Consider the following 19,695-nt stretch of genomic DNA (forward strand, 5'->3'; position numbering starts at 1 on the left):
ATGCCAAGTCGCAATCAAATATAATCTGATTTCAGTCTCTATGAATTCGCCGAAGCGCTCGACAAACTGAGCGCCGAAGCAAAAAGTTATGCCTGATGACCATAGCAAGTTGGCACCACTCCTTCCCATCTCGAACAGGAAAGTGAAACGACTTTGCGCCGATGATAGTGCGGGTTCCCGTGTGAAAGTAGGTCATTGTCAGGCTCTTACAGCAAGCAAACCCCCAGCGCCCCAAAGGCCTGGGGGTTTTGTTTTTTCCGATTTGAAAACATCTTCCGAGCAGTTTCTCCATTGAGGGGAACACGCCATCGCTGCGGGGCAGCCTAGGGCATGGCTGCGCTTGCAGCTATAACGACGGCGGATCCAACATCCGAAAACAAAAAAGAGAGCGCTACGCGCTCTCTTTTTGCTTTGTGTCGGTACGGCCGCAGCGTCAATCGCGCCGGGGTATGTGGATTCCCTTCAGCAGATGGCGCATCGATTCTTCTACCTGTCCATTGGGTGGGGGCTGTGACCGCCCTTCTGCAGGCAGGTGAGGTGGTCGTCCTTCTGCAATCAGGCGGGCAACTACCAGCAGCAGGGAGTCAAACTCAATGGGCTTGGCCAGGAATGCGTCGTAGCCGTTGTAGGCACGGCGCACGACATCCTGGCTGGTCCCGCTCATGAAGATGAAAGGAATCTGGCTCAGCACCTGGTCCTGGCTCACGGCCTGGCCCAATTCACCGCCATTCATGATGGGCATCATGAAGTCTGAAAGTATCAGCGAGGGCTTTTCGCCGTTTCTCAGGACTTCCAAGGCGTGTTTGCCATTGGACGTCAGCATGACCCGGTAGCCTTCGGCCTCGAGCAAAAGCCGCAAGATCTCGGCATTTCCATATTCGTCTTCGACGATCAGAATCATTTTCATCGAGACAAACTCCTTTTAAGGAACGAGAGGCTCTGCGGCCCGGGGACGCGAAACAAAGATGTTTACCGCAGTCTGGGAGGCCGCGCCACCGCGGATCTTTCCAATTGTAAGAACGTGCCGGTCGACTTGTCGATCAGCGGCGGGCAAAGGTGCAAAAGAGAAAACGTTGTCGAACCAGCCAGCCATGCCATCGGCCAACGGTGTGCCCGCCGCAACGGCCAGGGCATCGGGATCGACCGTGAAAAGTGAGGTGACTCCGCGCCGGCGCAGTTCGACCAGCAGACGGCCCAGGAAACGGTAGCCCCGTTCCGGGAATGCAAGGGTGTCGGCCAATCCTGCGAGACCATCGACCACCAGCCGGCGAATTTTCAGCTCATCCACCAGGCGCAGCAGTTTGTGGCCCATTTCATCCATGGATTCGTCTTCATGCCCGAAATTCTTGATCACCAATGCACCGGAACCCACGGCCGCGTCTACGCCCAGGCCCAGTTCGGTTCCGATGCGTCGCAAGTCGCCGCTGGACTCCGTGAAAGAAAGTATCAGCCCAGGGGCGCTGGTATCGCAAGCTGCTGCAAAAGCCAGCGCGAAGGTGGTCTTGCCGGAACCTGTGTGTCCGATGACCGCCGACGCACTGCCGCTGGCCAGGCCTTTGCCATGCAGTACATCGTCGATTGCGCGCAAGCCGGTGGATACGGTGTTCTTGCCCAGCTTCGCATTGCCATCGGCCAGCGGCAGGCTTTCGAGGCGCGGGAAGAACTGCAGCCCTTGCGTCGAGATGCAGAAGGTATGCTGGCCGCGGATGATCTCGCTGCCGCGGAACTTGCGAACCTGCATGCGGCGCTCGGCGCGCCAATGAAAGCCGTGGTCCTCGAAAGCGAAAATGCCGTCGACCATCGTCTGTTCCGCGCTCAAGGCATTGCCATGGCCGCTGGTGAGCACAAGACAGGTGCAGGACATGGCACTCACCAGGCTCTGCAGTTCGTGCACGAACTGGCGCACCGCTTCGTTGGTCATCGAACCCAGGCTGCCGACCACCATTCCGTCGATCACCAGCAACGAGGCACGGTGGCGCACAAGTTCGCCGCGCAGCAGGCGCACGACGGCTTTCAGGCCCCCTTGTTCCAGCTCGCGATAGCCGCTGACGTAGAAGACCGTCGCGCTCACTTCCTGCTTGTCGAAGAAGATCTGCTGTTCCATATGCTGCAACATGCGCGCATGGGACTCGGCGAGCATGGTGACATACACCGTGCGGATTTCGCGCCTGGCAAGTGTGTATGCAATCTGATTGGCCAGCGTTGTCTTGCCTACGCCCGGTGGCCCTTCGAAAATGTAGACGCCGCCTTCGAACAAGCCGCCATTGAGGATGTCGTCGAGGCCTTCGACCAGGGTGGGCAATCGTTTCATTTTTATTGACTTGATAGAGATCGAAGGGACGAACGCTGCTTTGCGCCAGAGAAACCTCGATTTTAGAGGAGGCGTACTGTTGAGCGCGGCAGGGCAGGACCCGACCAGCCGGCGCTGACGCGCTTCCTGCCGCAATTTATTCTCCAAGACTGGCGCATGGATGCCGCCGCCAGCTGTTCTCCCTATCTTGTCACTGACGTAAAAGTGCAGTGCCCGTCGCGGTCATGGCGTGCGAGTTCGCCGCGGCGCCACAGGTAGTTCAGATGAGCCAGGGCTTCGCCCAGCGCGAACGTCTGCTCGTGCGGATTGAGCTTGCGGCGGAACATGGTCTCCATGACCTGGGCCGCATTGGTGGGGCCCAGCGCGCAGGCTGCGCGCACTTCGTCCAGCCGTTCGGCATGGTGGTCTTCCAGCTGGCGGATGCGCGTGTGCAGGCCCTGAAACGGTTTGCCGTGCGACGGCAGCACCAGCGTGTCTTCGGGCAGCGGCAGATAACGCTGCAGCGAATCGAGGAACCAGCCCAGCGGGTCGCCCTGGGGTTCGTTGGCGTGCACGCTGACATTGGTTGAAATGCGCGGCAGCACCATGTCGCCGCTGATCAGCACCTGCAATTCGGCACAGTACAGCGCCATGTGTTCGGGCGCATGGCCGTAGCCGGCGATGCATTCCCAGGTCTGCGCGCCGATCTGGATGCGATCGTGGTCCATCAGGCGGCGAAAGCTGTCGGGCAGGTCGGGAACGAGCTGCGGGTAGTAGGCGGTGCGGTGCATCACATGCTCGAGGAACTCGGGGTCGTCGAGGCCGTGTTGCTGATAGAACGCCGCGTACCGCGCGCCGCCTTCGAGGTCGTGGCTCGCGGGTGGCTTGCAGGCGACCAGCGCCACGTGGTAATCGGTGGCGCTGATCCACAGCGGCGCTTGCCAGCGGCTGCAAAGCCAATGTGCGAGGCCGATGTGGTCGGGATGCATGTGGGTCACGAGCACGCGCACGATGGGCAGGCCCTCGAGCTGCTCGGCGAAGATCTGTTCCCATTGCGCGCGGCTGCTGTCGCTGGCCACGCAGCAGTCGATCACGGTCCAGCCTTCGCGCGGGCCCGCGCCGTCGTCGAAGTGGTCGCGCAGCAGCCAGAGGTTGATGTGGTTGAGCGCGAACGGCAGGCCCATGCGAATCCATTTGACGCCTGGTGCGACTTCCATGCAGCTCCCGGCTGGCGGCATCGCATCCGCGAGAGGGTAGTGGATTTCGTGTTCAAGCAGGTTCATGGTGCGGACCGAGTTATGTTAACGTTGACGTAAACGTCACATTTTGCATTCTAGGGATTCGCGCAGGTTCGCATGTCACTTGCGCGGCTCTCCCCCCGATCTTCGTATGCCCATCACCTACACCATCAGCGACCTGGCCAAAGAGTTCGACCTGACCACACGCGCCATGCGCTTCTATGAAGACATGGGGCTGCTGCAGCCCGAGCGCACCGGGCCCGCGGGGCGAAACCGCATCTACAGCGCGCGCGACCGCACCCGGCTGCGCCTGACGCTGCGTGCCAAGCGCCTGGGCCTGTCGCTCAGCGAAGCCAAGGACATCATCGATGTCTACGACAGCCCGCGCGATACGGGAGCGCAATTGCGCAAATTTCTCGAAGTGCTGGGCCAGCACCGGCAGCAACTCGAGGACCGCATGGCCGACCTGCAGATGAACCTGGACGAGGTGCGCGAACATGAAAACGAGGCCCGTCAGCTTTTGGACAAGGTCGATGGGGCAAAATAATCCATAATTGACGTTTACGTAAACGTAATCAAAATAAACCGACAGGAGACAAGCCATGACCGACCTTCCAGGACTCAACTTCCAGCTGGGCGAAGACATCGATGCGCTGCGCGATGCGGTGCGCGAATTCGCGCAAAGCGAGATCGCGCCGCGTGCCGCCGAGATCGATCGCAACGACCAGTTCCCCATGGACCTGTGGGAAAAGATGGGCGCGCTGGGCGTGCTGGGCATTACCGTGCCCGAGGCCTGGGGCGGTGCGCAGATGGGCTATCTGGCCCACATGGTGGCGATGGAAGAGATCTCTCGCGCCAGCGCTTCGGTCGGCCTGTCGTATGGCGCGCACAGCAACCTGTGCGTGAACCAGATCAACCGCAACGGCACGGAAGAGCAAAAGCGCAAGTACCTGCCCAAGCTGATCAGCGGCGAGCATGTGGGCGCGCTGGCGATGAGCGAGCCGGGCGCGGGCTCGGACGTGATCAGCATGAAGCTCAAGGCCGAGGACAAGGGCGGTTACTACCTGCTCAACGGCAGCAAGATGTGGATCACCAACGGTCCCGATGCCGACACGCTGGTGGTCTATGCCAAGACCGAGCCGCAGATGGGCGCGCGCGGCGTGACGGCGTTCCTGATCGAGAAGGGCATGGCTGGCTTCTCCGTGGCGCAGAAGCTTGACAAGCTGGGCATGCGCGGCAGCCATACGGGCGAGCTGGTGTTCGAGAACGTCGAAGTGCCGGCGCAGAACGTGCTCGGCGGCCTGAACAACGGCGCCAAGGTGCTGATGAGCGGGCTCGACTATGAGCGCGCGGTGCTGACCGGCGGGCCGCTGGGCATCATGCAGTCGGTGATGGATTCGGTCGTGCCATATATCCACGATCGCAAGCAGTTCGGCCAGAGCATTGGCGAGTTCCAGCTGATCCAGGGCAAGGTCGCGGACATGTACACCGTGCTGCAAGCGGGCCGCTCTTTTGCCTATACGGTCGCCAAAAACCTCGATCTGCTGGGAACGGAGCATGTTCGCCAGGTGCGCAAGGACTGCGCGAGCGTGATCCTGTGGTGCGCCGAGAAAGCCACCTGGATGGCCGGCGAAGGCGTGCAAATCTATGGCGGCAATGGGTATATCAACGACTACCCCCTGGGGCGACTCTGGAGGGATGCGAAACTCTATGAAATCGGCGCGGGAACCAGCGAAATCCGCCGCATGCTCATCGGTCGCGAATTGTTTGCCGAGACCTGCTGAGCGTTCCGCGCCTGTCTTTTGATTACCAGGAATTCCACATGACGACCACTTCCATCGATGAACTCTTCGCTCACAACCGCGCATGGGCTGCCCAGGTGGAGCATGACCGCCCCGGGTTCTTCACTGGCTTGATGGCGCAGCAGAAACCGCGCTACATGTGGATAGGCTGCTCCGACAGCCGCGTTCCCGCCAACCAGATCACGGGCCTGGAGCCGGGCGAGATCTTCGTGCACCGCAATGTCGCGAACGTGGTCGTGCCCAGCGATCTCAACTGTCTGTCGACCATCCAGTACGCGGTCGACCAGCTGCATGTCGAACACCTGATGGTGGTCGGCCACTACGGCTGCGGCGGCGTGCTGGCCGCGCTCAATGACCTGCGCATGGGCCTGGTCGACAACTGGATCCGCCATGTGAAGGATGTGCGCGACAAGCACCGCGAATTGCTCGAGGCCCTGCCCGCGGCCTGGCGCCACGATGCGCTGTGCGAGCTCAATTCGATCGAGCAGGTGATGAACATTTCGCAGAGCACGGTGATGCAGGACGCCTGGGCGCGCGGCCAGAAAGTCACGCTGCACGGCTGGTGCTATGGCCTCAAGGACGGCCTGATCAACAACCTGCAGATGACGCTGCCCGGCGTCGAGGGCGCCGACAAGGCCTACCAGCAGGCCGTGGCGTACGTCGCCAGCCGCGAGCGCAGCTAAGCCGCGCGGCGACGGCGGAATTCCTCCAGGCACGGCGCGATGTTTCCCCAACGTCTCGATGCGCCGCAGGCCTATGACATCGCCAAGGCGATGATGGATGGTTTCAACCGCCACTACCGGCTGTTTCGCTCCGAGTCGGCGCGCGCCAAGCACCGCTTCGAGACCGCTGACTGGCATGGCCAGCAGCGCGCCCAGCGTGAGCGCATCGAGTTCTATGACTTGCGCGTCAAGGAATGCACGCGGCGCCTGGAGAAGGAGTTCGCGGCCGGAGGGCTGCCGATGGCGGTGTGGCAGCAGGTCAAGCTGCATTACATCGGCTTGCTCGTGAACCACTTCCAGCCCGAGCTGGCCGAGACTTTCTTCAACTCGGTCACGACCAAGATCCTGCACCGCACGCACTTCCACAACGATTTCATTTTCGTGCGGCCCGCGGTCAGCACGGAATACATAGAGAACGACGACCCCGCCGCGCGGCCCACTTACCGCGCCTATTACCCGCGGCGTGCGCCCGCGCCGCAGACGCTGCTGGCGACGCTGCAGCAGATCGTCGAAGACTTCGGCCTGCAGCGCGCGTTCGAGGATCTGCCGCGCGATCTGGCCGCGGTGCAGCAGGCGATCCTCGACCAGGGCGTGCTCGACAAGCAGCGCACGAATTTTCAGATCCAGGTGCTGTCGGGCCTGTTCTTTCGCAACAAGGGCGCCTATGTGGTGGCCAAGCTGATCAACGGTTTCACCGAGCTGCCGCTGGTGCTGCCGCTGCTGCATGGGCCGCGCGACGGGCTAGTGATCGATGCCGCGTTGTTCGGCGAGGACGATCTGCAGGCGCTGTTCAGCTTTGCGCGCGCCTATTTCATGGTCGACATGGAAATTCCCAGCGGCTATGTGCAGTTCCTGCGCAGCCTGATGCCGGGCAAGCCGCGCGCCGAGTTGTACACCGCGCTGGGCCTGGCCAAGCAGGGCAAGACGCTGTTCTATCGCGACTTCCTGCACCACCTGCGTTATTCGAGCGATGCCTTTCGCATCGCGCCGGGCATCAAGGGCATGGTGATGCTGGTGTTCGACCTGCCCAGCTTTCCCTATGTGTTCAAGCTGATCAAGGACTACTACCCGCCGCAGAAGGACACCACGCGCGAGCAGGTCAAGGCCAAGTACCAGCTGGTCAAGCAGCACGACCGCGTGGGGCGCATGGCCGATACGCTGGAGTACAGCCTGGTGGCGTTTCCGCGCGATCGCTTCGACGACGCGCTGATCGCCGAAATCGAGAAGTTCGCGCCCAGCCAGCTGGAGATCAGCGACCGCGACGGCGACGGGCGCACCGAAGTCATCATCAGCCACCTCTATATCGAGCGGCGCATGATTCCGCTCAACCTGTACCTGCAGGAGGCGCTCGAGGCCGGGCCGGGAGACGAGCGCGCCCAGGCGCAGCTCGCGCGCAGCGTGGTCGAGTACGGCAATGCGATCAAGGACCTGGTCGCGGCGAACATCTTTCCGGGCGACATGCTGTGGAAGAACTTCGGCGTGACGCGCAACGGCAAGGTGGTGTTCTATGACTACGACGAGATCGAGTACCTGACGGATTGCAACTTCCGCGCCGTGCCGCAGCCGCGCAACGAGGAAGACGAGATGAGCGGCGAAATCTGGTACGCGGTAGGGCCGCGCGATGTGTTTCCGCAGAGCTTCGCGCCTTTCCTGCTGGGTCATCCGGCGGTGCGCGAAGTGTTTCTTCAACACCATGCCGATCTGCTCGAGCCCGCGTTCTGGCAGGGCCACCAGCAGCGCATTCGCGCCGGCCATATGCACGATGTTTTTCCCTATGAGCGCGAACGCCGCTTTGTGTGGAATGCCTGCGACGACCCGCTCAGCGCGAACAGCGCCGGGCGTTCTTTTCCATTTTCAAACCAACAGGAGACAGAAGAATGACCGAAGCCATTGTGATCGTGGGCGCAGCCCGTACCCCCATGGGTGCTTTCCAGGGCGACTTCGCCGAACTCGCGGCCCATGATCTGGGCGGTGCGGCGATACGCGCGGCCGTGGAGCGTGCGGGCATCGCGCCCGAGAAAGTCGATGAAGTGCTGTTCGGCAACTGCCTGATGGCCGGCCAGGGCCAGGCCCCGGCGCGCCAGGCGGGTTTCAAGGGCGGCCTGCCGCAAAGCACGGGCGCGGTGACGCTGTCGAAGATGTGCGGCGCGGGCATGGAGGCGACGCTGCTGGCGCATGACCAGCTCGTGGCCGGCAGCCGCGACGTGATGGTGGCGGGCGGCATGGAGAGCATGACCAACGCACCCTATCTGCTGAAGAAGGGCCGCGGCGGTTACCGTATGGGCCACGACAAGATCTTCGATCACATGATGCTCGACGGCCTTGAAGACGCCTATGAGCCCGGCCGATCGATGGGCACGTTCGGCGAAGACTGCGCGGCCAAGTACCAGTTCACGCGCGAACAGCAGGACGCGTTCGCCACGGCCAGCGTGCAGCGCGCGCAGGCGGCGACGCAAAGCGGGGCGTTCACGGCCGAGATCACGCCCGTGACGGTGTCGACGCGCAAGGGCGACGTGGTGGTGAGCATTGACGAAGGCCCGGCCAAGGCGCGGCTCGACAAGATTTCCAGCCTCAAGCCGGCGTTCAAGAAGGACGGCACGATCACGGCGGCGTCCAGCTCGAGCATCAACGACGGCGCGGCCGCTCTGGTGCTGATGCGCGAATCGACGGCCAAGGAACTGGGCTGCAAGCCGCTGGCGCGCATCGTTGCGCACGCAAGCTTCGCGCAGGCGCCCGAATGGTTCACCACGGCCCCTGTGGGCGCGACGCAGAAGGCGCTGAAGAAGGCCGGCTGGAGCGTGGCCGATGTCGATCTGTGGGAAATCAACGAAGCCTTCGCGGTCGTGCCGCTGGCGCTGATGACCGAGCTGAACGTGTCGCACGACATCGTCAACGTGAATGGCGGCGCCTGCGCGCTGGGCCACCCCATAGGCGCGAGCGGTGCGCGCATTCTGGTCACGCTGCTGCATGCGCTGCAGACCCGGGGCAAGAAGCGTGGCCTGGCCACGCTGTGCATTGGCGGCGGTGAAGCCACGGCCATGGCGATCGAGTTGGTTTAAGCTGCCTGACGGCCCGAGAACCGCGGGCGGCATCAGAGAAGGGAAACACCGTGATCACCAACGAGGAGCAGTTGCGAACGCTCTACGAAGCGCCTGCGGAGCGGGCCTTGCTCAAGCAGCAAGTGGATTTGGACCGTTACTGCCTGCGTTTCCTGGCGCTGTCGCCGCTGTGCATCGTCTCGACCGCGGGCCCGGCGGGCGCGCTGCTCGACGCCTCGCCGCGCGGCGGGCGCCCGGGCTTCGTCAAGGCGCCCGACAAGAACACGCTGCTGCTGCCCGATGTGGGCGGCAACAACCGGCTCGACAGCATGAGCAATCTGCTGCACGACCCGCGCATCGGTCTGCTGTTTCTCATTCCCGGCTTCGACGAGACGCTGCGCGTCAACGGCACGGCGCGGCTGCGCGACGAAGCCCACTACACGGCCTTGTTCCGCGCCGACAACCCACGCATACGGCTGGTGATCGAAGTAACGGTGCACGAAGCCTATCTGCACTGCGCGAAAGCGCTGATGCGCGCGCGGTTGTGGAAGCCCGAGGCCCAGGTGCCGCGCTCGACCATGCCCGGCCTGAATCAGATGGTGCATGCGCAGATAGGTCTGAAGGCACCGGCCGAGCCGCACGAAGTGATGGTGGCGCGCTATGCGCACCTGATCGCGCAGGAGCAGGGCGTTGCACCCACGGGCGAGTCCTAGAAGCCCAGGTTTTTAAAGGAGGCGCAATGGCGCAGGTATTGGTGATAGGCGCGTCGCGCGGCATTGGCCGTGAGCTGGCGCAACAGTACATTGACAACGGCGACCGCGTGATCGCGACGGTGCGCCGCGCCGAGGACCGCGACGCGCTGCTGGCGCGGGGCGCGGCGGCCGTGCATCTGATCGACGTGGCCCAGCCGCAGTCGGTCAGCGGCCTGGCCTGGCTGCTCGACGGCGAGAAATTCGACCATGCGTGGTATGTGGCCGGCGTGCTCGACCATCTGCACTCGACCAACCCGCCCACGCAGCAGGAGTTCGATCGCGTGATGCACACCAATCTGCTGGGGGCGATGCAGGCCTTGCCCCAGGTCGCGCCCATGGTGCAGGCGGCGGGCGGCAAGTTCGCCTTCATCTCGAGCAGCATGGCCCAGATCGGCCATGTGGACGACGACCATTCCTGGCTTTACCGCTGCAGCAAGGCCGCGCTCAACATGGCGGTGGCGACGGCCCAGCATGGCTGGCCCGGCGTGCTGCTGCTGACCATGGACCCGGGCTGGGTGCGCACCGAGATGGGCGGCAGCGTGGCGCCGCTGTCGGTCGAGGAAAGCGTGCAGGGCATGCGCGCGACGCTCGCGGGCGCGCAGGCCGCGGATGCGGGCAAGCTGCTGCACCACGACGGCCGCCGCGCAGACAGCTGGTGATCGCGGCACAAACGACCCTTGAGGCGTCGTTGCCGCGCCTTGCCGTGCTATTCGCACTGTCTGCGGCCCGGCGCCTAGCCGGCCGCGCCTAGCCTCAACCGCAAATCTGCGATTTGCTGGGTCGTGTGTGCCGCGCTGAACGGACCCCACATAAATATCAATAACGGAGACAAACAACATGCTGCTGACCCCCGACCAGGAAATGATTCGCGACGCGGTGCGCGATTTTGCGCAGCGCGAAATCTGGCCGCATGCGGCGCGCTGGGACAAGGAACACCACTTTCCCAAGGACGTGCACCAGGGCCTGGCGGCGCTGGGCGCGTACGGCATCTGCGTGCCAGAAGCCTATGGCGGCGCGGGCCTCGACACGCTGAGCCTGGCGCTGGTGCTGGAAGAAATCGCCGCGGGCGACGGCGGCACGAGCACCGCGATCAGCGTGACCAACTGCCCGGTGAACGCGATCCTGATGCGCTACGGCAACGAGGCGCAGAAGAAGCAGTGGCTGGTGCCGCTGGCGCGCGGCGAGATGCTGGGCGCGTTCTGCCTGACCGAGCCGCATGCGGGCTCGGACGCCTCGTCGCTGCGCACCACGGCGCGCAAGGACGGCGGCGACTATGTGATCGACGGCGACAAGCAGTTCATCACCAGCGGCCAGAACGGCCAGGTGGCGATCGTCATTGCGGTCACCGACAAGGCCGCGGGCAAGAAAGGCATGAGCGCGTTTCTCGTTCCGACCAGCGCGCCCGGCTATGTGGTCGCGCGCCTCGAAGACAAGCTGGGCCAGCACAGCAGCGACACCGCGCAGATCCGCTTTGAAGGTTGCCGCATTCCGGCAGAGAACCGGCTGGGCGAAGAAGGCGAAGGCTACAAGATCGCGCTGTCGGCGCTCGAAGGCGGGCGCATAGGCATTGCGGCGCAAAGCCTGGGCATGGCGCGCAGCGCGTTCGAGGTGGCGGTGCAATATGCCAAGGAGCGCGAAAGCTTCGGTCAGGCGATCATTCAGCACCAGGCCGTGGGCTTTCGGCTGGCCGAATGCGCGACCCAGCTCGAAGCCGCGCGCCAGCTGATCTGGCATGCGGCCAGCCTGCGCGACGCGGGCCGGCCCTGCCTGCAGGAGGCCGCGATGGCCAAGCTGTTCGCCAGCGAAATGGCCGAACGCGTGTGCAGCGCGGCGATACAGACGCTGGGCGGCTATGGTGTGGTCAGCGATTTTCCGCTCGAGCGCATCTACCGCGACGTGCGCGTGTGCCAGATCTATGAAGGCACGAGCGACGTGCAGAAGATCATCATCCAGCGCGCGCTGGCCTGAATCAGGGGCTCTTGCGACGCAGGACGATGGTGATGTGGCCGTCGGTTTCCAGCGTCGCGCGCTCGACTTCGTGCAGGTGCAGGCAGCCGCCGGCGCGCAGCGCGGCGTCGAGGTCTTCGCGCGTGATCAGCTCCTGGTGCATCAGCGGCGCGTTGACCTGCCCCTGGTCGACCAGCACCTGGGCCTTGCCGTCGATCAGGCGCGACAGGCGCGGGAAGTAGTAGCCCAGCCGCGACAGCAGCATGTGGCACACCAGCAGCGTGGTCGCCAGGATCAGCCCGCCGAGCAGCGAGTTGTCGCCGGCGTTCATCGCGTTCTGCACGGCGTTCGACAGGATCAGCAGCAGGATCAGGTCGAACGGCGCGTACTGCGCGGTCTGGCGCTTGCCGGTCAGGCGCATGAAGACCAGCAGGAACAGATAGACGACGATTCCCCGGAAAATGAACTCCCACCACGGTACCGATAGCTCCAGCATGTTGTCGCACTCCTTGGGTTGCATGGGCCACTGTGCCGGTCGGTGCGCGGCTTGTCCAGACCGCCATGCTGCAAGGGTGCTGTGGTCAGAGGCAAAATGGCGACTGGCACCGCCAGCGCCTGCAGGGCCGGCACCTGCTTCTTGAAGGAATTTTCACCATGCACCACCCGCTGTCTCCTCCCTCTTGCGTGACGCGTCGCCAGTGCCACGCCGCCCTGGGCGCGCTGCTGCTGGGCGCCTGGCAGCAGGCCCAGGCGCTGTCGCTGGCCCAGCTGTCGTCGGCCGATGCCAGCAGCGGCATCAAGCTGGCGCTGAGCAAAGGAGCCGAAGCCGCGGTGGCGCTGCTCGGGCGGCGCGATGGTTTTCTGAACAACCCGCAAGTGCGCATTCCGCTGCCCGGATATCTCGACGATGCGGCCAAGCTGATGAAGCGCTTCGGCCAGGGCAAGCGCATCACCGAACTCGAAACCTCGATCAATCGCGCGGCCGAGGCTGCCGTGCCCATGGGCAAGGACTTGTTGGTCAACGCCGTGCAGACCATGAGCGTCACCGACGCGAAGAAGATCCTGACCGGCGGCGACAACTCGGTGACCGCGTTCTTCGCCGAGAAGACGCGCGCGCCGCTGAACACGCGCTTTCTGCCCGTGGTCAAGCAGGCGACCGACCAGGTGGGCCTGGCGCAGCAGTACAACCAGTTCGCGGGCAAGGCCGCGGGCCTGGGCCTGATCAGCGCCCAGGATGCCGATCTGTCGCAGTACGTGACGGGCAAGACGCTCGACGGGCTGTTTCTGATGATTGGCGAGGAAGAGCGCAAGATCCGCAAGGACCCCGTGGGCACGGGCAGCGCGCTGCTGCAAAAAGTGTTCGGGGCACGCTGATGGGCCAGGCGACGACACAGGCCTGCCCTTGCGGGCGGGTCGATGGCAAGGCGCGGCCGCTGTCCTATGCCGACTGCTGCGAACGTTTCGTCGCGCATTTCGACACCCGGCCCGCGCCCGATGCCGAGCATCTGATGCGCTCGCGCTACAGCGCGTTCGTGCGGGCTGACGCGGCTTATCTGCAGGCCACCTGGCATGCGAGCCAGCGGCCGGCGACACTGGATTTCGATGCCGCCACGCGCTGGCTGGGGCTCAGCGTCAAGGACTTCCAGGTGACGGGCGACGACCGGGCGGAAGTCGAGTTTGTCGCGCGCTACCGGATTGCGGGGCGCGCGGTGCGGCTGCATGAGCGCAGCCGGTTTGTGCGCGAGCAGGGGCGCTGGTTCTATGTCGACGGCGACCAGTTCTGAGGGCGTTTGCCTTTTCCTTTCTTGAATCACCCAGGCCGGCGCAATGCCGGCGCAAGCCATGCAATTTGAAGCGATCCTGTTTGACTGCGACGGCGTGCTCGTCGACAGCGAAACCATTACCAATACGGTGCTGTGCACCATGCTCAACGAATCGGGCTGGCCGATTTCGGCCGAGGAATGCATGCGCGTCTTCATCGGCCGCACGGTGCGCAGCGAGACCGCGCGCATCGAGGCGCATACCGGCAAGCCGCTGACCGACGAATGGATGGCGGCTTTCTATGAACGCCGCAACGACCAACTGCGCGCGCAGCTGGTGGCGATCGACGGTGCGCTGGCTTCGGTGCAGGCCGTGCATGAACAGCTGCAGGGCCGCATTGCCGTGGCTTCGGGCGCGGACCGCTTCAAGGTCGAAATGCAGCTGACCCAGGTGGGCATGGCGCCGTACTTCACGGGCCGGGTGTTCAGCGGCCACGAGACGCCGCGCTCCAAGCCGTTTCCCGATGTCTACCTGGCCGCTGCGGCCGCGCTGGGCATCGCGCCAGAACGCTGTCTGGTGATCGAGGATTCGGTGCCGGGCATTCAGGCGGGGCTTGCGGCCGGGGCGACGGTCTGGGGCTACTGCCCCGATCCCGTGCTGTTCGCGACGCCGCAGATGCTGCAGGACGCGGGCGTGGCGCGCATCATGCGCTCGATGAGCGAACTCCCGGCATTGCTCGCGGGCTGACGCGCGCCGTCAGGGCCGCAGCAGCGGCGACGGCGTGGTCGGCACGCCTTGCGCCAGCGCCGCGCCATGCTCGGCGGCGAGCGCGCGCGCAAAGGCCGGCCTGGCCTGCAGGCGTTGCCAATAGGCCTGTGTCGCCGGCCCCCATTGGGCGGACAGGCCCAGGTGTACGGCCAGCATCAGCGCATAGCCCACGGCCACGTCGGCGGCCGTGAAGCGCGTGGCGCAAAGCCATTCCTGTTGTTCAACGGTCGCTTCGACCGCGCGCAGGCGCGCGAGAAACCAGCGCGCATAGTCCTGGGCGACCTGGGGCTGCAGCCGCTCGGCCGGCTCGAAGTGGGTGTAGCGCAGCACCAGCGTCTGCGGAAACGTCAGCGTCGCGTCGCTCATGTGCAGCCAGTTGAGATAGGCGCCGAAGTCGCTTTCGTGCGCGCCCACCGACAGCCCGGCTTGCGGATGCCGCGCGGCCAGGTATTCGCAGATGGCCGCCGACTCGGTGAGCCGCGCCGCGCCATGGCGCAGCAGCGGCACCGTGCCCAGCGGGTTGAGCGCGAGATAGTCGCGCGCCAGCGCGCGCGGCGGAAATGGCAGCATCAGCAATTCGTAGGGCTGCTGCAGCTCTTCAAGAATCCACAGCGCGCGAAACGAGCGCGCGCTCACGCAGTGGTGCAGCTGGTAGGGGGCGGGGGTGTCGGGCATGGGCCAGTCTAGGCAGGGCCCGGTTGCGCCGTCCGCCGTTATAGGTGCGGATCGCGCCAGTTTTCTCAGTCGGGCAAGGCGTTGCTGCGCCGCCGGTACTGCGCCGGCGTGTCGCCCGTCCATTGGCGGAAGGCGCGCATGAAGCTTTTCTCGCTGACGAAGCCGCAGGCCAGCGCGACGCGCTTGATGGGCTGGCTGGTGCGGTGCAGCAGGGCCAGCGCGCGCGCGCGCCGCACCGTGTCCTTGAGGGCTTGCAGCGACGTGCCTTCTTCCTTGAGCTGGCGGTGCAGGCTGCGCGCCGACAGGTGGAGGAGCTCGGCCAGCGTCGCGGCGGTGTGCAGGCATTGGGCGTCGGCGATCAGCAGGCGGCGCACGCGCTGGGCCAGCAGGCGCTCGCGCCGGTAGGGGCGCACGGTGAGCGGCAGCGCGCGCTGCAGCATCTGCTGCAATGCGGCTTCGTCGCGCGCCAGCGGCAGCGCGAGGTGGCGGGCGTCGAAGCGCAGGCTCGCCTGGGCCGCGTCAAACACCACGCCCGCGGGCCCGGCGACGGGAAACAGCACGGGATAGACATCGGCATGCGCGGGCGGCGCGAAGGGAAACTGCGCCTGCAGCAGCGGCAGGCGCGCATCGATCATCCAGCTCGCAAGGCCGTGGATGTTGCGCAGCACCGAGACCAGACAGAACTCGCGCATCGCGCCCAGCGAGCGCTGTTCGGTGATCACCAGCTCGGCGGTCTCGCCCTGGGTCTGCAGGCTCAAGGCGATGTCGTCGGCCAGCAGCCCGTGGTGGCGGCACCAGCGCGCGAGCGCCAGGCCCAGCGAGCCGCTGCTGATCGAGGCGCGCGCCAGCATGCCGTAGCTGCCCCAGGGCAGGCGGCGGCCGAACCAGCCCAGGGCTTCGTCGTCGAGTTCGCGCATCGCGGCGTCCGACAGCGCTTCCATCTGCATCGCGGTGATGCGGGCGCTGTCATCGGCAACCGACTGTGGCGCAATTTGTGCCTTGTTCAGCGCGCCGTCGGCGGGCATTCCGCGGTCGGCATAGGCCTGCACGATCGCCTGTACAAACGCCATGGGCGTAAGGGCGGGGTGGCCGTCGGCGGCGTGCGCGGCCAGCGGCTGGGGAGGGCGGACGAGGGCCGGTGTGGACATGGTGCTGGCAATTATTGCAACCTTTGTGGCCTGAATGGCGCAGGGCAGACCCGTATGCTGACAGGCATGTCCTGCTCCAAGACCGCCGCCCCCCGCCGCTCAATGCGCGGCATGGCCCGCGGCCGTATGCTCGCCGGCCGGCGGCAGGCCGGCAGCGCGGCGCGCCACGGCCAGGCGTTTGCGCAGCGCGACTTCGGACAGGTCGAGTTCATTGACCAGGCTGCGCAGCGACTCGTCGTTGATGCGGTGCGCCTGGCGTTCGGCGTACAGCACTTCGCGTTCACGCTGCAGGCAGTGGATGCGCATGTCCATTTCCATCACGTAGCGCAGCTTGCGCTGCATCACCAGTTCGGGCGTTTCGCTTTGGGCCTCGACCGACGAGGCCGAAGTGCTGTCGTCATCGAGCAGGTTCAGCCGGTTGCGGTATTCCTGCGTCAGGTGGCCGACGACTTCCTGGCGCTGGGCCAGCCAGGCGGGGTCGCGCTGTTGCGCCTGTTCGTCGGTCAGCATCAGGCTGTTGAGCGCGGCCTGGCTCGCGGCGACGCGCGCCAGCCGTTCCTCGCGCACGGTTTCGGGCTCGGCGGCCGGCGGCATGTGGCGCAGTATCCAGGGCAGGGCGATGCTGGCCAGCACCAGCGTGAACAAGATGGTGCCCGTGGCCAGGAAGATCAGCAGATCGCGGCTGGGAAACGGCTGGCCGTTCTTCAGCAGCAGCGGCACGGACAGCGCCGCAGCCAGCGACACCGCGCCGCGGATTCCGGCGACCGTGGTGGCCAGCGTCAGCAGGCGCGATGGCTTCTCGGCCATCTTGCCCTGGCGGTGGGCCTGGTGCAGGCTGCGCTGCACGCCCAGCATCAGCCAGACCCAGCGCATCAGCAGCAGCGCCGTCGAAATCACGATCACGTAACCGACCAGAATCCACCAGTTTTCACCGGCCGCGAACAACGTGCTGCCGATGATGGACGGCAGCTGCAGTCCCAGCAACAGGAAGATCGCGCCGTTGAACGCGGCTTCGACCATGGACCAGGTGGCCGTGCTCTGCATGCGTTCGGTGATGAAGTTGCCGCGGTCCAGGTCGGCGAAGTTGGTCGCGACGCCCGCGGCAACGGCCGCCAGAATGCCCGAGACACCGATTTTTTCACCGACGATATAGGCGGCGAACGGCAGCAGCAACAGCAGCAAGACCATCTGCGTCGCGGCGACATCGCCCAGGCGGCGCGTGATGGTGCTGCGCGCGTAGCTGAAGCCCCAGCCCAGGGCCGTGCCCACGCCCAGGCCGCCCACGGCCATCCAGGTGAAGTCCTTGGCGACTTCCCCCCAGGAGAAGTAGCCGGTCAGCGTCGCGGCGACCGCGAACTTGAGCGCCACCAGGCCCGAGGCGTCGTTGAGCAGCGATTCGCCTTCGAGCACATGCATGGTCTTTTCGGGCATGCCCAGATTGCGCGTGATGGCCGACACCGCCACCGCATCGGTGGGCGAGATCACCGCGGCCAGCGCGAAGGCCACTGTGAGCGGCATTGCGGGAATCATCCAGTGGATCAGATAGCCCAGACCGAGTACCGTGAACAGTACCAGCACCAGCGCGAGTTTCAGGATCGGCTTGTAGAGCGCGAAGAACTCGCGCTTGGGAATGCGCGCGCCGTCGGAGAACAGCAGCGGTGGAATGAACAGCAGCAGAAACAGCTCGGGGTCGAAAGCGATGTGCAAGCCCTTCTGGGGCCAGGCAATCAGGGCGCCGAGCGCGATTTGGATCAGGGGCAGGGGAATGGCGCGGACATATCTGGCAGCGATGCCGGTCAAGGCTCCGAGCATCAGTACCAACAAGACGGTTTCAACGGTGTGCATCCGGGCATTGTCCTCAGCGGCAAACCCCGCAGACCGCTGAATGGAAATAAAAACCACGTTTGCCGCTAGGGCAAATGCTACAGAGGCAAGAAATGGGCATTCTCGAATCTCGACTCAACTCCCGCTCGGCGGATTTCCTGGCCAATGCGGCCGCGATGCAGAGCGTGGTGCAAGACCTGCGCCGCCAGGTCGACAAGGTGTTCGCGGGCGGCGGCGAAGCCGCGCGCGCCAAGCATCTGGCACGCGGCAAGCTGCTGCCGCGCGACCGCGTGCAGCAGCTGCTGGACCCGGGAACGCCGTTTCTCGAACTCGCGCCGCTGGCCGCGCTCAACATGTACGACAACGCCGCGCCGGGCGCGGGCCTGATCGCGGGCATTGGCCGGGTCAGCGGCATCGATTGCATGATCGTCTGCAATGACGCCACGGTGAAGGGCGGCACCTACTACCCGATCACCGTGAAGAAGCATCTGCGCGCGCAGGAGATCGCCGCGCAGAACCGCCTGCCCTGCATCTATCTCGTCGACTCGGGCGGTGCCAACCTGCCCAACCAGGACGATGTGTTTCCCGACCGCGACCATTTCGGCCGCATCTTCTTCAACCAGGCCAATCTCAGCGCCCAGGGCATCGCACAGATCGCCGTGGTCATGGGCTCGTGCACGGCCGGCGGCGCCTACGTGCCCGCGATGAGCGACGAGTCCATCATCGTCAAGGACCAGGGCACGATCTTCCTGGGCGGCCCGCCGCTGGTCAAGGCGGCGACGGGCGAAGTCGTCAGCGCCGAAGACCTGGGCGGCGGCGACGTGCACACGCGGCTGTCGGGCGTGGCCGATCACCTGGCGCAAAACGATCTGCACGCGCTGGCGCTGGCGCGCACCGCGGTCTCGCACCTGAACCGTAGCAAGCCGGCCGACGCCGCCGATGCCGTGCCCGTGGCGCCGCGCTTTGCCACGGAGGAACTCTACGGCGTGATTCCCGTCGACACGCGCAAGCCGTTCGACGTGCGCGAAATCATCGCCCGCGTCGTTGACGACAGCCAGTTCGACGAATTCAAGGCGCGTTTCGGCAGCACGCTGGTCTGCGGCTTCGCGCGCATCGAAGGCATGCAGGTGGGCATCATCGCCAACAACGGCATCCTGTTCAGCGAGTCGGCCGTCAAGGGTGCGCACTTCATCGAGCTGTGCTGTCAGCGCAAGATTCCGCTGGTGTTCCTGCAGAACATCACGGGCTTCATGGTCGGGCGCAAGTACGAGAACGAAGGCATTGCGCGCCACGGTGCCAAGCTGGTCACGGCCGTGGCCACGGCCGCCGTGCCCAAGTTCACGATCATCATCGGCGGCAGCTTCGGCGCCGGCAACTACGGCATGTGCGGGCGCGCGTTCTCGCCGCGCTTCCTCTGGATGTGGCCCAACGCGCGCATCTCCGTGATGGGCGGCGAGCAGGCCGCGAGTGTGCTGGCCACGGTCAAGCGCGACGGCATCGAAGGCCGCGGCGGCCAGTGGAGCGCCGACGAGGAGGAAGCGTTCAAGGCGCCCATCCGCCAGCAGTACGAAGACCAGGGCCACCCCTACTACGCGACCGCGCGGCTGTGGGACGACGGCGTGATCGATCCCGCCGACACGCGCCGCGTGCTGGCGCTGGGCCTTTCGGCCGCGCGCAACGCCCCCATCGAAGACACACGCTTTGGCGTGTTCCGCATGTAAAGGAGTCCG

The 19,695-nt window shown here is 65.1% G+C and carries 19 protein-coding genes and 1 rRNA gene; 13 read left to right on the top strand and 7 right to left on the bottom strand.

All coding sequences use genetic code 11. The annotated features are described in order from the left end of the window. Positions 1-91: 91 nt before the first annotated feature. A 5S ribosomal RNA gene (rrf, locus tag KHY18_RS04625) occupies positions 92-204 on the top strand. A gap of 229 nt (positions 205-433) precedes the next feature. On the opposite strand, the gene KHY18_RS04630 is transcribed toward rrf, so the two are convergent. The 3 genes from KHY18_RS04630 to KHY18_RS04640 form a co-directional block, all read right to left on the bottom strand. Beyond that, positions 434-907 (bottom strand): response regulator, encoded by a 474-nt coding sequence (locus KHY18_RS04630; protein ID WP_213294830.1) that lies wholly within the window; start codon positions 905-907, stop codon positions 434-436. Positions 908-922: 15 nt separating this feature from the next. After that, on the bottom strand, positions 923-2,311 hold the full coding sequence (locus KHY18_RS04635; protein WP_213294832.1) for an RAD55 family ATPase: 1,389 nt from the start codon (positions 2,309-2,311) through the stop codon (positions 923-925). 182 nt (positions 2,312-2,493) lie between these two features. Next, entirely contained in the window at positions 2,494-3,573 is a 1,080-nt protein-coding gene (locus tag KHY18_RS04640; protein WP_213294835.1) for an MBL fold metallo-hydrolase, read from the bottom strand. Positions 3,574-3,679: 106 nt separating this feature from the next. Between KHY18_RS04640 and KHY18_RS04645 the strand changes: the two genes are divergently transcribed. From KHY18_RS04645 to KHY18_RS04680, 8 genes are all read left to right on the top strand, one after another. Beyond that, positions 3,680-4,075 carry a MerR family transcriptional regulator gene (locus tag KHY18_RS04645; RefSeq protein ID WP_213294838.1) on the top strand — a complete coding sequence of 132 codons (396 nt, stop codon included), beginning with the start codon at positions 3,680-3,682 and terminating at the stop codon, positions 4,073-4,075. A gap of 55 nt (positions 4,076-4,130) precedes the next feature. Further along, complete coding sequence (locus KHY18_RS04650; RefSeq protein WP_213294841.1) at positions 4,131-5,312, top strand: isovaleryl-CoA dehydrogenase; 1,182 nt, start codon at positions 4,131-4,133, stop codon at positions 5,310-5,312. A 38-nt stretch (positions 5,313-5,350) separates the two neighbouring features. Next, positions 5,351-6,013, top strand: a complete 663-nt coding sequence (gene can, locus KHY18_RS04655; protein ID WP_213294844.1) for a carbonate dehydratase — start codon at positions 5,351-5,353, stop codon at positions 6,011-6,013. A gap of 39 nt (positions 6,014-6,052) precedes the next feature. Further along, a complete protein-coding gene (gene aceK / locus KHY18_RS04660; RefSeq protein ID WP_213294848.1) occupies positions 6,053-7,933 on the top strand; it encodes a bifunctional isocitrate dehydrogenase kinase/phosphatase in 1,881 nt (626 codons plus the stop codon). Next, the gene (locus tag KHY18_RS04665; protein WP_213294851.1) at positions 7,930-9,111 is read left to right on the top strand and encodes an acetyl-CoA C-acyltransferase; all 1,182 of its coding nucleotides are present in this window, start codon (positions 7,930-7,932) and stop codon (positions 9,109-9,111) included. The genes aceK and KHY18_RS04665 overlap by 4 nt, the downstream gene beginning before the upstream one ends. A 50-nt stretch (positions 9,112-9,161) precedes the next feature. Then, positions 9,162-9,803, top strand: a complete 642-nt coding sequence (locus tag KHY18_RS04670) for an MSMEG_1061 family FMN-dependent PPOX-type flavoprotein (RefSeq protein WP_213294853.1) — start codon at positions 9,162-9,164, stop codon at positions 9,801-9,803. 26 nt (positions 9,804-9,829) lie between these two features. Beyond that, positions 9,830-10,501 carry an SDR family oxidoreductase gene (locus KHY18_RS04675; protein ID WP_213294855.1) on the top strand — a complete coding sequence of 224 codons (672 nt, stop codon included), beginning with the start codon at positions 9,830-9,832 and terminating at the stop codon, positions 10,499-10,501. Between the two features lie 178 nt (positions 10,502-10,679). Next, positions 10,680-11,810, top strand: coding sequence for an acyl-CoA dehydrogenase family protein (locus KHY18_RS04680; RefSeq protein ID WP_213294858.1), 1,131 nt, complete (start codon positions 10,680-10,682; stop codon positions 11,808-11,810). A gap of 1 nt (position 11,811) precedes the next feature. On the opposite strand, the gene KHY18_RS04685 is transcribed toward KHY18_RS04680, so the two are convergent. Further along, a complete protein-coding gene (locus tag KHY18_RS04685; RefSeq protein ID WP_213294861.1) occupies positions 11,812-12,285 on the bottom strand; it encodes a DUF421 domain-containing protein in 474 nt (157 codons plus the stop codon). A 158-nt stretch (positions 12,286-12,443) separates the two neighbouring features. Between KHY18_RS04685 and KHY18_RS04690 the strand changes: the two genes are divergently transcribed. From KHY18_RS04690 to KHY18_RS04700, 3 genes are read left to right on the top strand one after another with little or no spacing between them, the layout of a single operon-like run. After that, a complete protein-coding gene (locus KHY18_RS04690) occupies positions 12,444-13,163 on the top strand; it encodes a DUF4197 domain-containing protein (protein ID WP_213294863.1) in 720 nt (239 codons plus the stop codon). Then, positions 13,163-13,573, top strand: coding sequence for a YchJ family protein (locus KHY18_RS04695; protein ID WP_213294865.1), 411 nt, complete (start codon positions 13,163-13,165; stop codon positions 13,571-13,573). The genes KHY18_RS04690 and KHY18_RS04695 overlap by 1 nt, the downstream gene beginning before the upstream one ends. Before the next feature lie 58 nt (positions 13,574-13,631). Next, positions 13,632-14,297 carry an HAD family hydrolase gene (locus tag KHY18_RS04700; RefSeq protein ID WP_213294867.1) on the top strand — a complete coding sequence of 222 codons (666 nt, stop codon included), beginning with the start codon at positions 13,632-13,634 and terminating at the stop codon, positions 14,295-14,297. 9 nt (positions 14,298-14,306) lie between these two features. Here the strand turns inward: KHY18_RS04700 and KHY18_RS04705 are convergent, their stop codons facing one another. The 3 genes from KHY18_RS04705 to KHY18_RS04715 all read right to left on the bottom strand — a co-directional run bounded on the left by KHY18_RS04705 (position 14,307) and on the right by KHY18_RS04715 (position 17,986). Next, complete coding sequence (locus KHY18_RS04705; protein WP_213294869.1) at positions 14,307-14,993, bottom strand: glutathione S-transferase family protein; 687 nt, start codon at positions 14,991-14,993, stop codon at positions 14,307-14,309. Between the two features lie 65 nt (positions 14,994-15,058). Then, positions 15,059-16,141, bottom strand: a complete 1,083-nt coding sequence (locus tag KHY18_RS04710; RefSeq protein ID WP_213294870.1) for an AraC family transcriptional regulator — start codon at positions 16,139-16,141, stop codon at positions 15,059-15,061. Between the two features lie 99 nt (positions 16,142-16,240). Next, positions 16,241-17,986 carry a Na+/H+ antiporter gene (locus KHY18_RS04715; protein WP_213294871.1) on the bottom strand — a complete coding sequence of 582 codons (1,746 nt, stop codon included), beginning with the start codon at positions 17,984-17,986 and terminating at the stop codon, positions 16,241-16,243. A gap of 92 nt (positions 17,987-18,078) precedes the next feature. Between KHY18_RS04715 and KHY18_RS04720 the strand changes: the two genes are divergently transcribed. Then, positions 18,079-19,686 carry a carboxyl transferase domain-containing protein gene (locus KHY18_RS04720; protein ID WP_213294873.1) on the top strand — a complete coding sequence of 536 codons (1,608 nt, stop codon included), beginning with the start codon at positions 18,079-18,081 and terminating at the stop codon, positions 19,684-19,686. The last annotated feature ends 9 nt before the right edge of the window (positions 19,687-19,695 follow it).

The organism is Acidovorax sp. CCYZU-2555, from assembly GCF_018413525.1.
Lineage (GTDB): Bacteria > Pseudomonadota > Gammaproteobacteria > Burkholderiales > Burkholderiaceae_C > Comamonas.

Bases quoted from the DNA above. Each gene is read 5' to 3' on its own strand.
- can (WP_213294844.1), top strand. From the start codon at position 5,351: ATGACGACCACTTCCATCGATGAACTCTTCGCTCACAACCGCGCATGG.
- KHY18_RS04675 (WP_213294855.1), top strand. From the start codon at position 9,830: ATGGCGCAGGTATTGGTGATAGGCGCGTCGCGCGGCATTGGCCGTGAG.
- KHY18_RS04695 (WP_213294865.1), top strand. From the start codon at position 13,163: ATGGGCCAGGCGACGACACAGGCCTGCCCTTGCGGGCGGGTCGATGGC.
- KHY18_RS04710 (WP_213294870.1), bottom strand. From the start codon at position 16,141: ATGTCCACACCGGCCCTCGTCCGCCCTCCCCAGCCGCTGGCCGCGCAC.
- KHY18_RS04635 (WP_213294832.1), bottom strand. From the start codon at position 2,311: ATGAAACGATTGCCCACCCTGGTCGAAGGCCTCGACGACATCCTCAAT.
- KHY18_RS04665 (WP_213294851.1), top strand. From the start codon at position 7,930: ATGACCGAAGCCATTGTGATCGTGGGCGCAGCCCGTACCCCCATGGGT.
- KHY18_RS04690 (WP_213294863.1), top strand. From the start codon at position 12,444: ATGCACCACCCGCTGTCTCCTCCCTCTTGCGTGACGCGTCGCCAGTGC.
- aceK (WP_213294848.1), top strand. From the start codon at position 6,053: ATGTTTCCCCAACGTCTCGATGCGCCGCAGGCCTATGACATCGCCAAG.
- KHY18_RS04680 (WP_213294858.1), top strand. From the start codon at position 10,680: ATGCTGCTGACCCCCGACCAGGAAATGATTCGCGACGCGGTGCGCGAT.
- KHY18_RS04685 (WP_213294861.1), bottom strand. From the start codon at position 12,285: ATGCTGGAGCTATCGGTACCGTGGTGGGAGTTCATTTTCCGGGGAATC.
- KHY18_RS04645 (WP_213294838.1), top strand. From the start codon at position 3,680: ATGCCCATCACCTACACCATCAGCGACCTGGCCAAAGAGTTCGACCTG.
- KHY18_RS04705 (WP_213294869.1), bottom strand. From the start codon at position 14,993: ATGCCCGACACCCCCGCCCCCTACCAGCTGCACCACTGCGTGAGCGCG.
- KHY18_RS04700 (WP_213294867.1), top strand. From the start codon at position 13,632: ATGCAATTTGAAGCGATCCTGTTTGACTGCGACGGCGTGCTCGTCGAC.
- KHY18_RS04650 (WP_213294841.1), top strand. From the start codon at position 4,131: ATGACCGACCTTCCAGGACTCAACTTCCAGCTGGGCGAAGACATCGAT.
- KHY18_RS04640 (WP_213294835.1), bottom strand. From the start codon at position 3,573: ATGAACCTGCTTGAACACGAAATCCACTACCCTCTCGCGGATGCGATG.
- KHY18_RS04715 (WP_213294871.1), bottom strand. From the start codon at position 17,986: ATGCACACCGTTGAAACCGTCTTGTTGGTACTGATGCTCGGAGCCTTG.
- KHY18_RS04720 (WP_213294873.1), top strand. From the start codon at position 18,079: ATGGGCATTCTCGAATCTCGACTCAACTCCCGCTCGGCGGATTTCCTG.
- KHY18_RS04630 (WP_213294830.1), bottom strand. From the start codon at position 907: ATGAAAATGATTCTGATCGTCGAAGACGAATATGGAAATGCCGAGATC.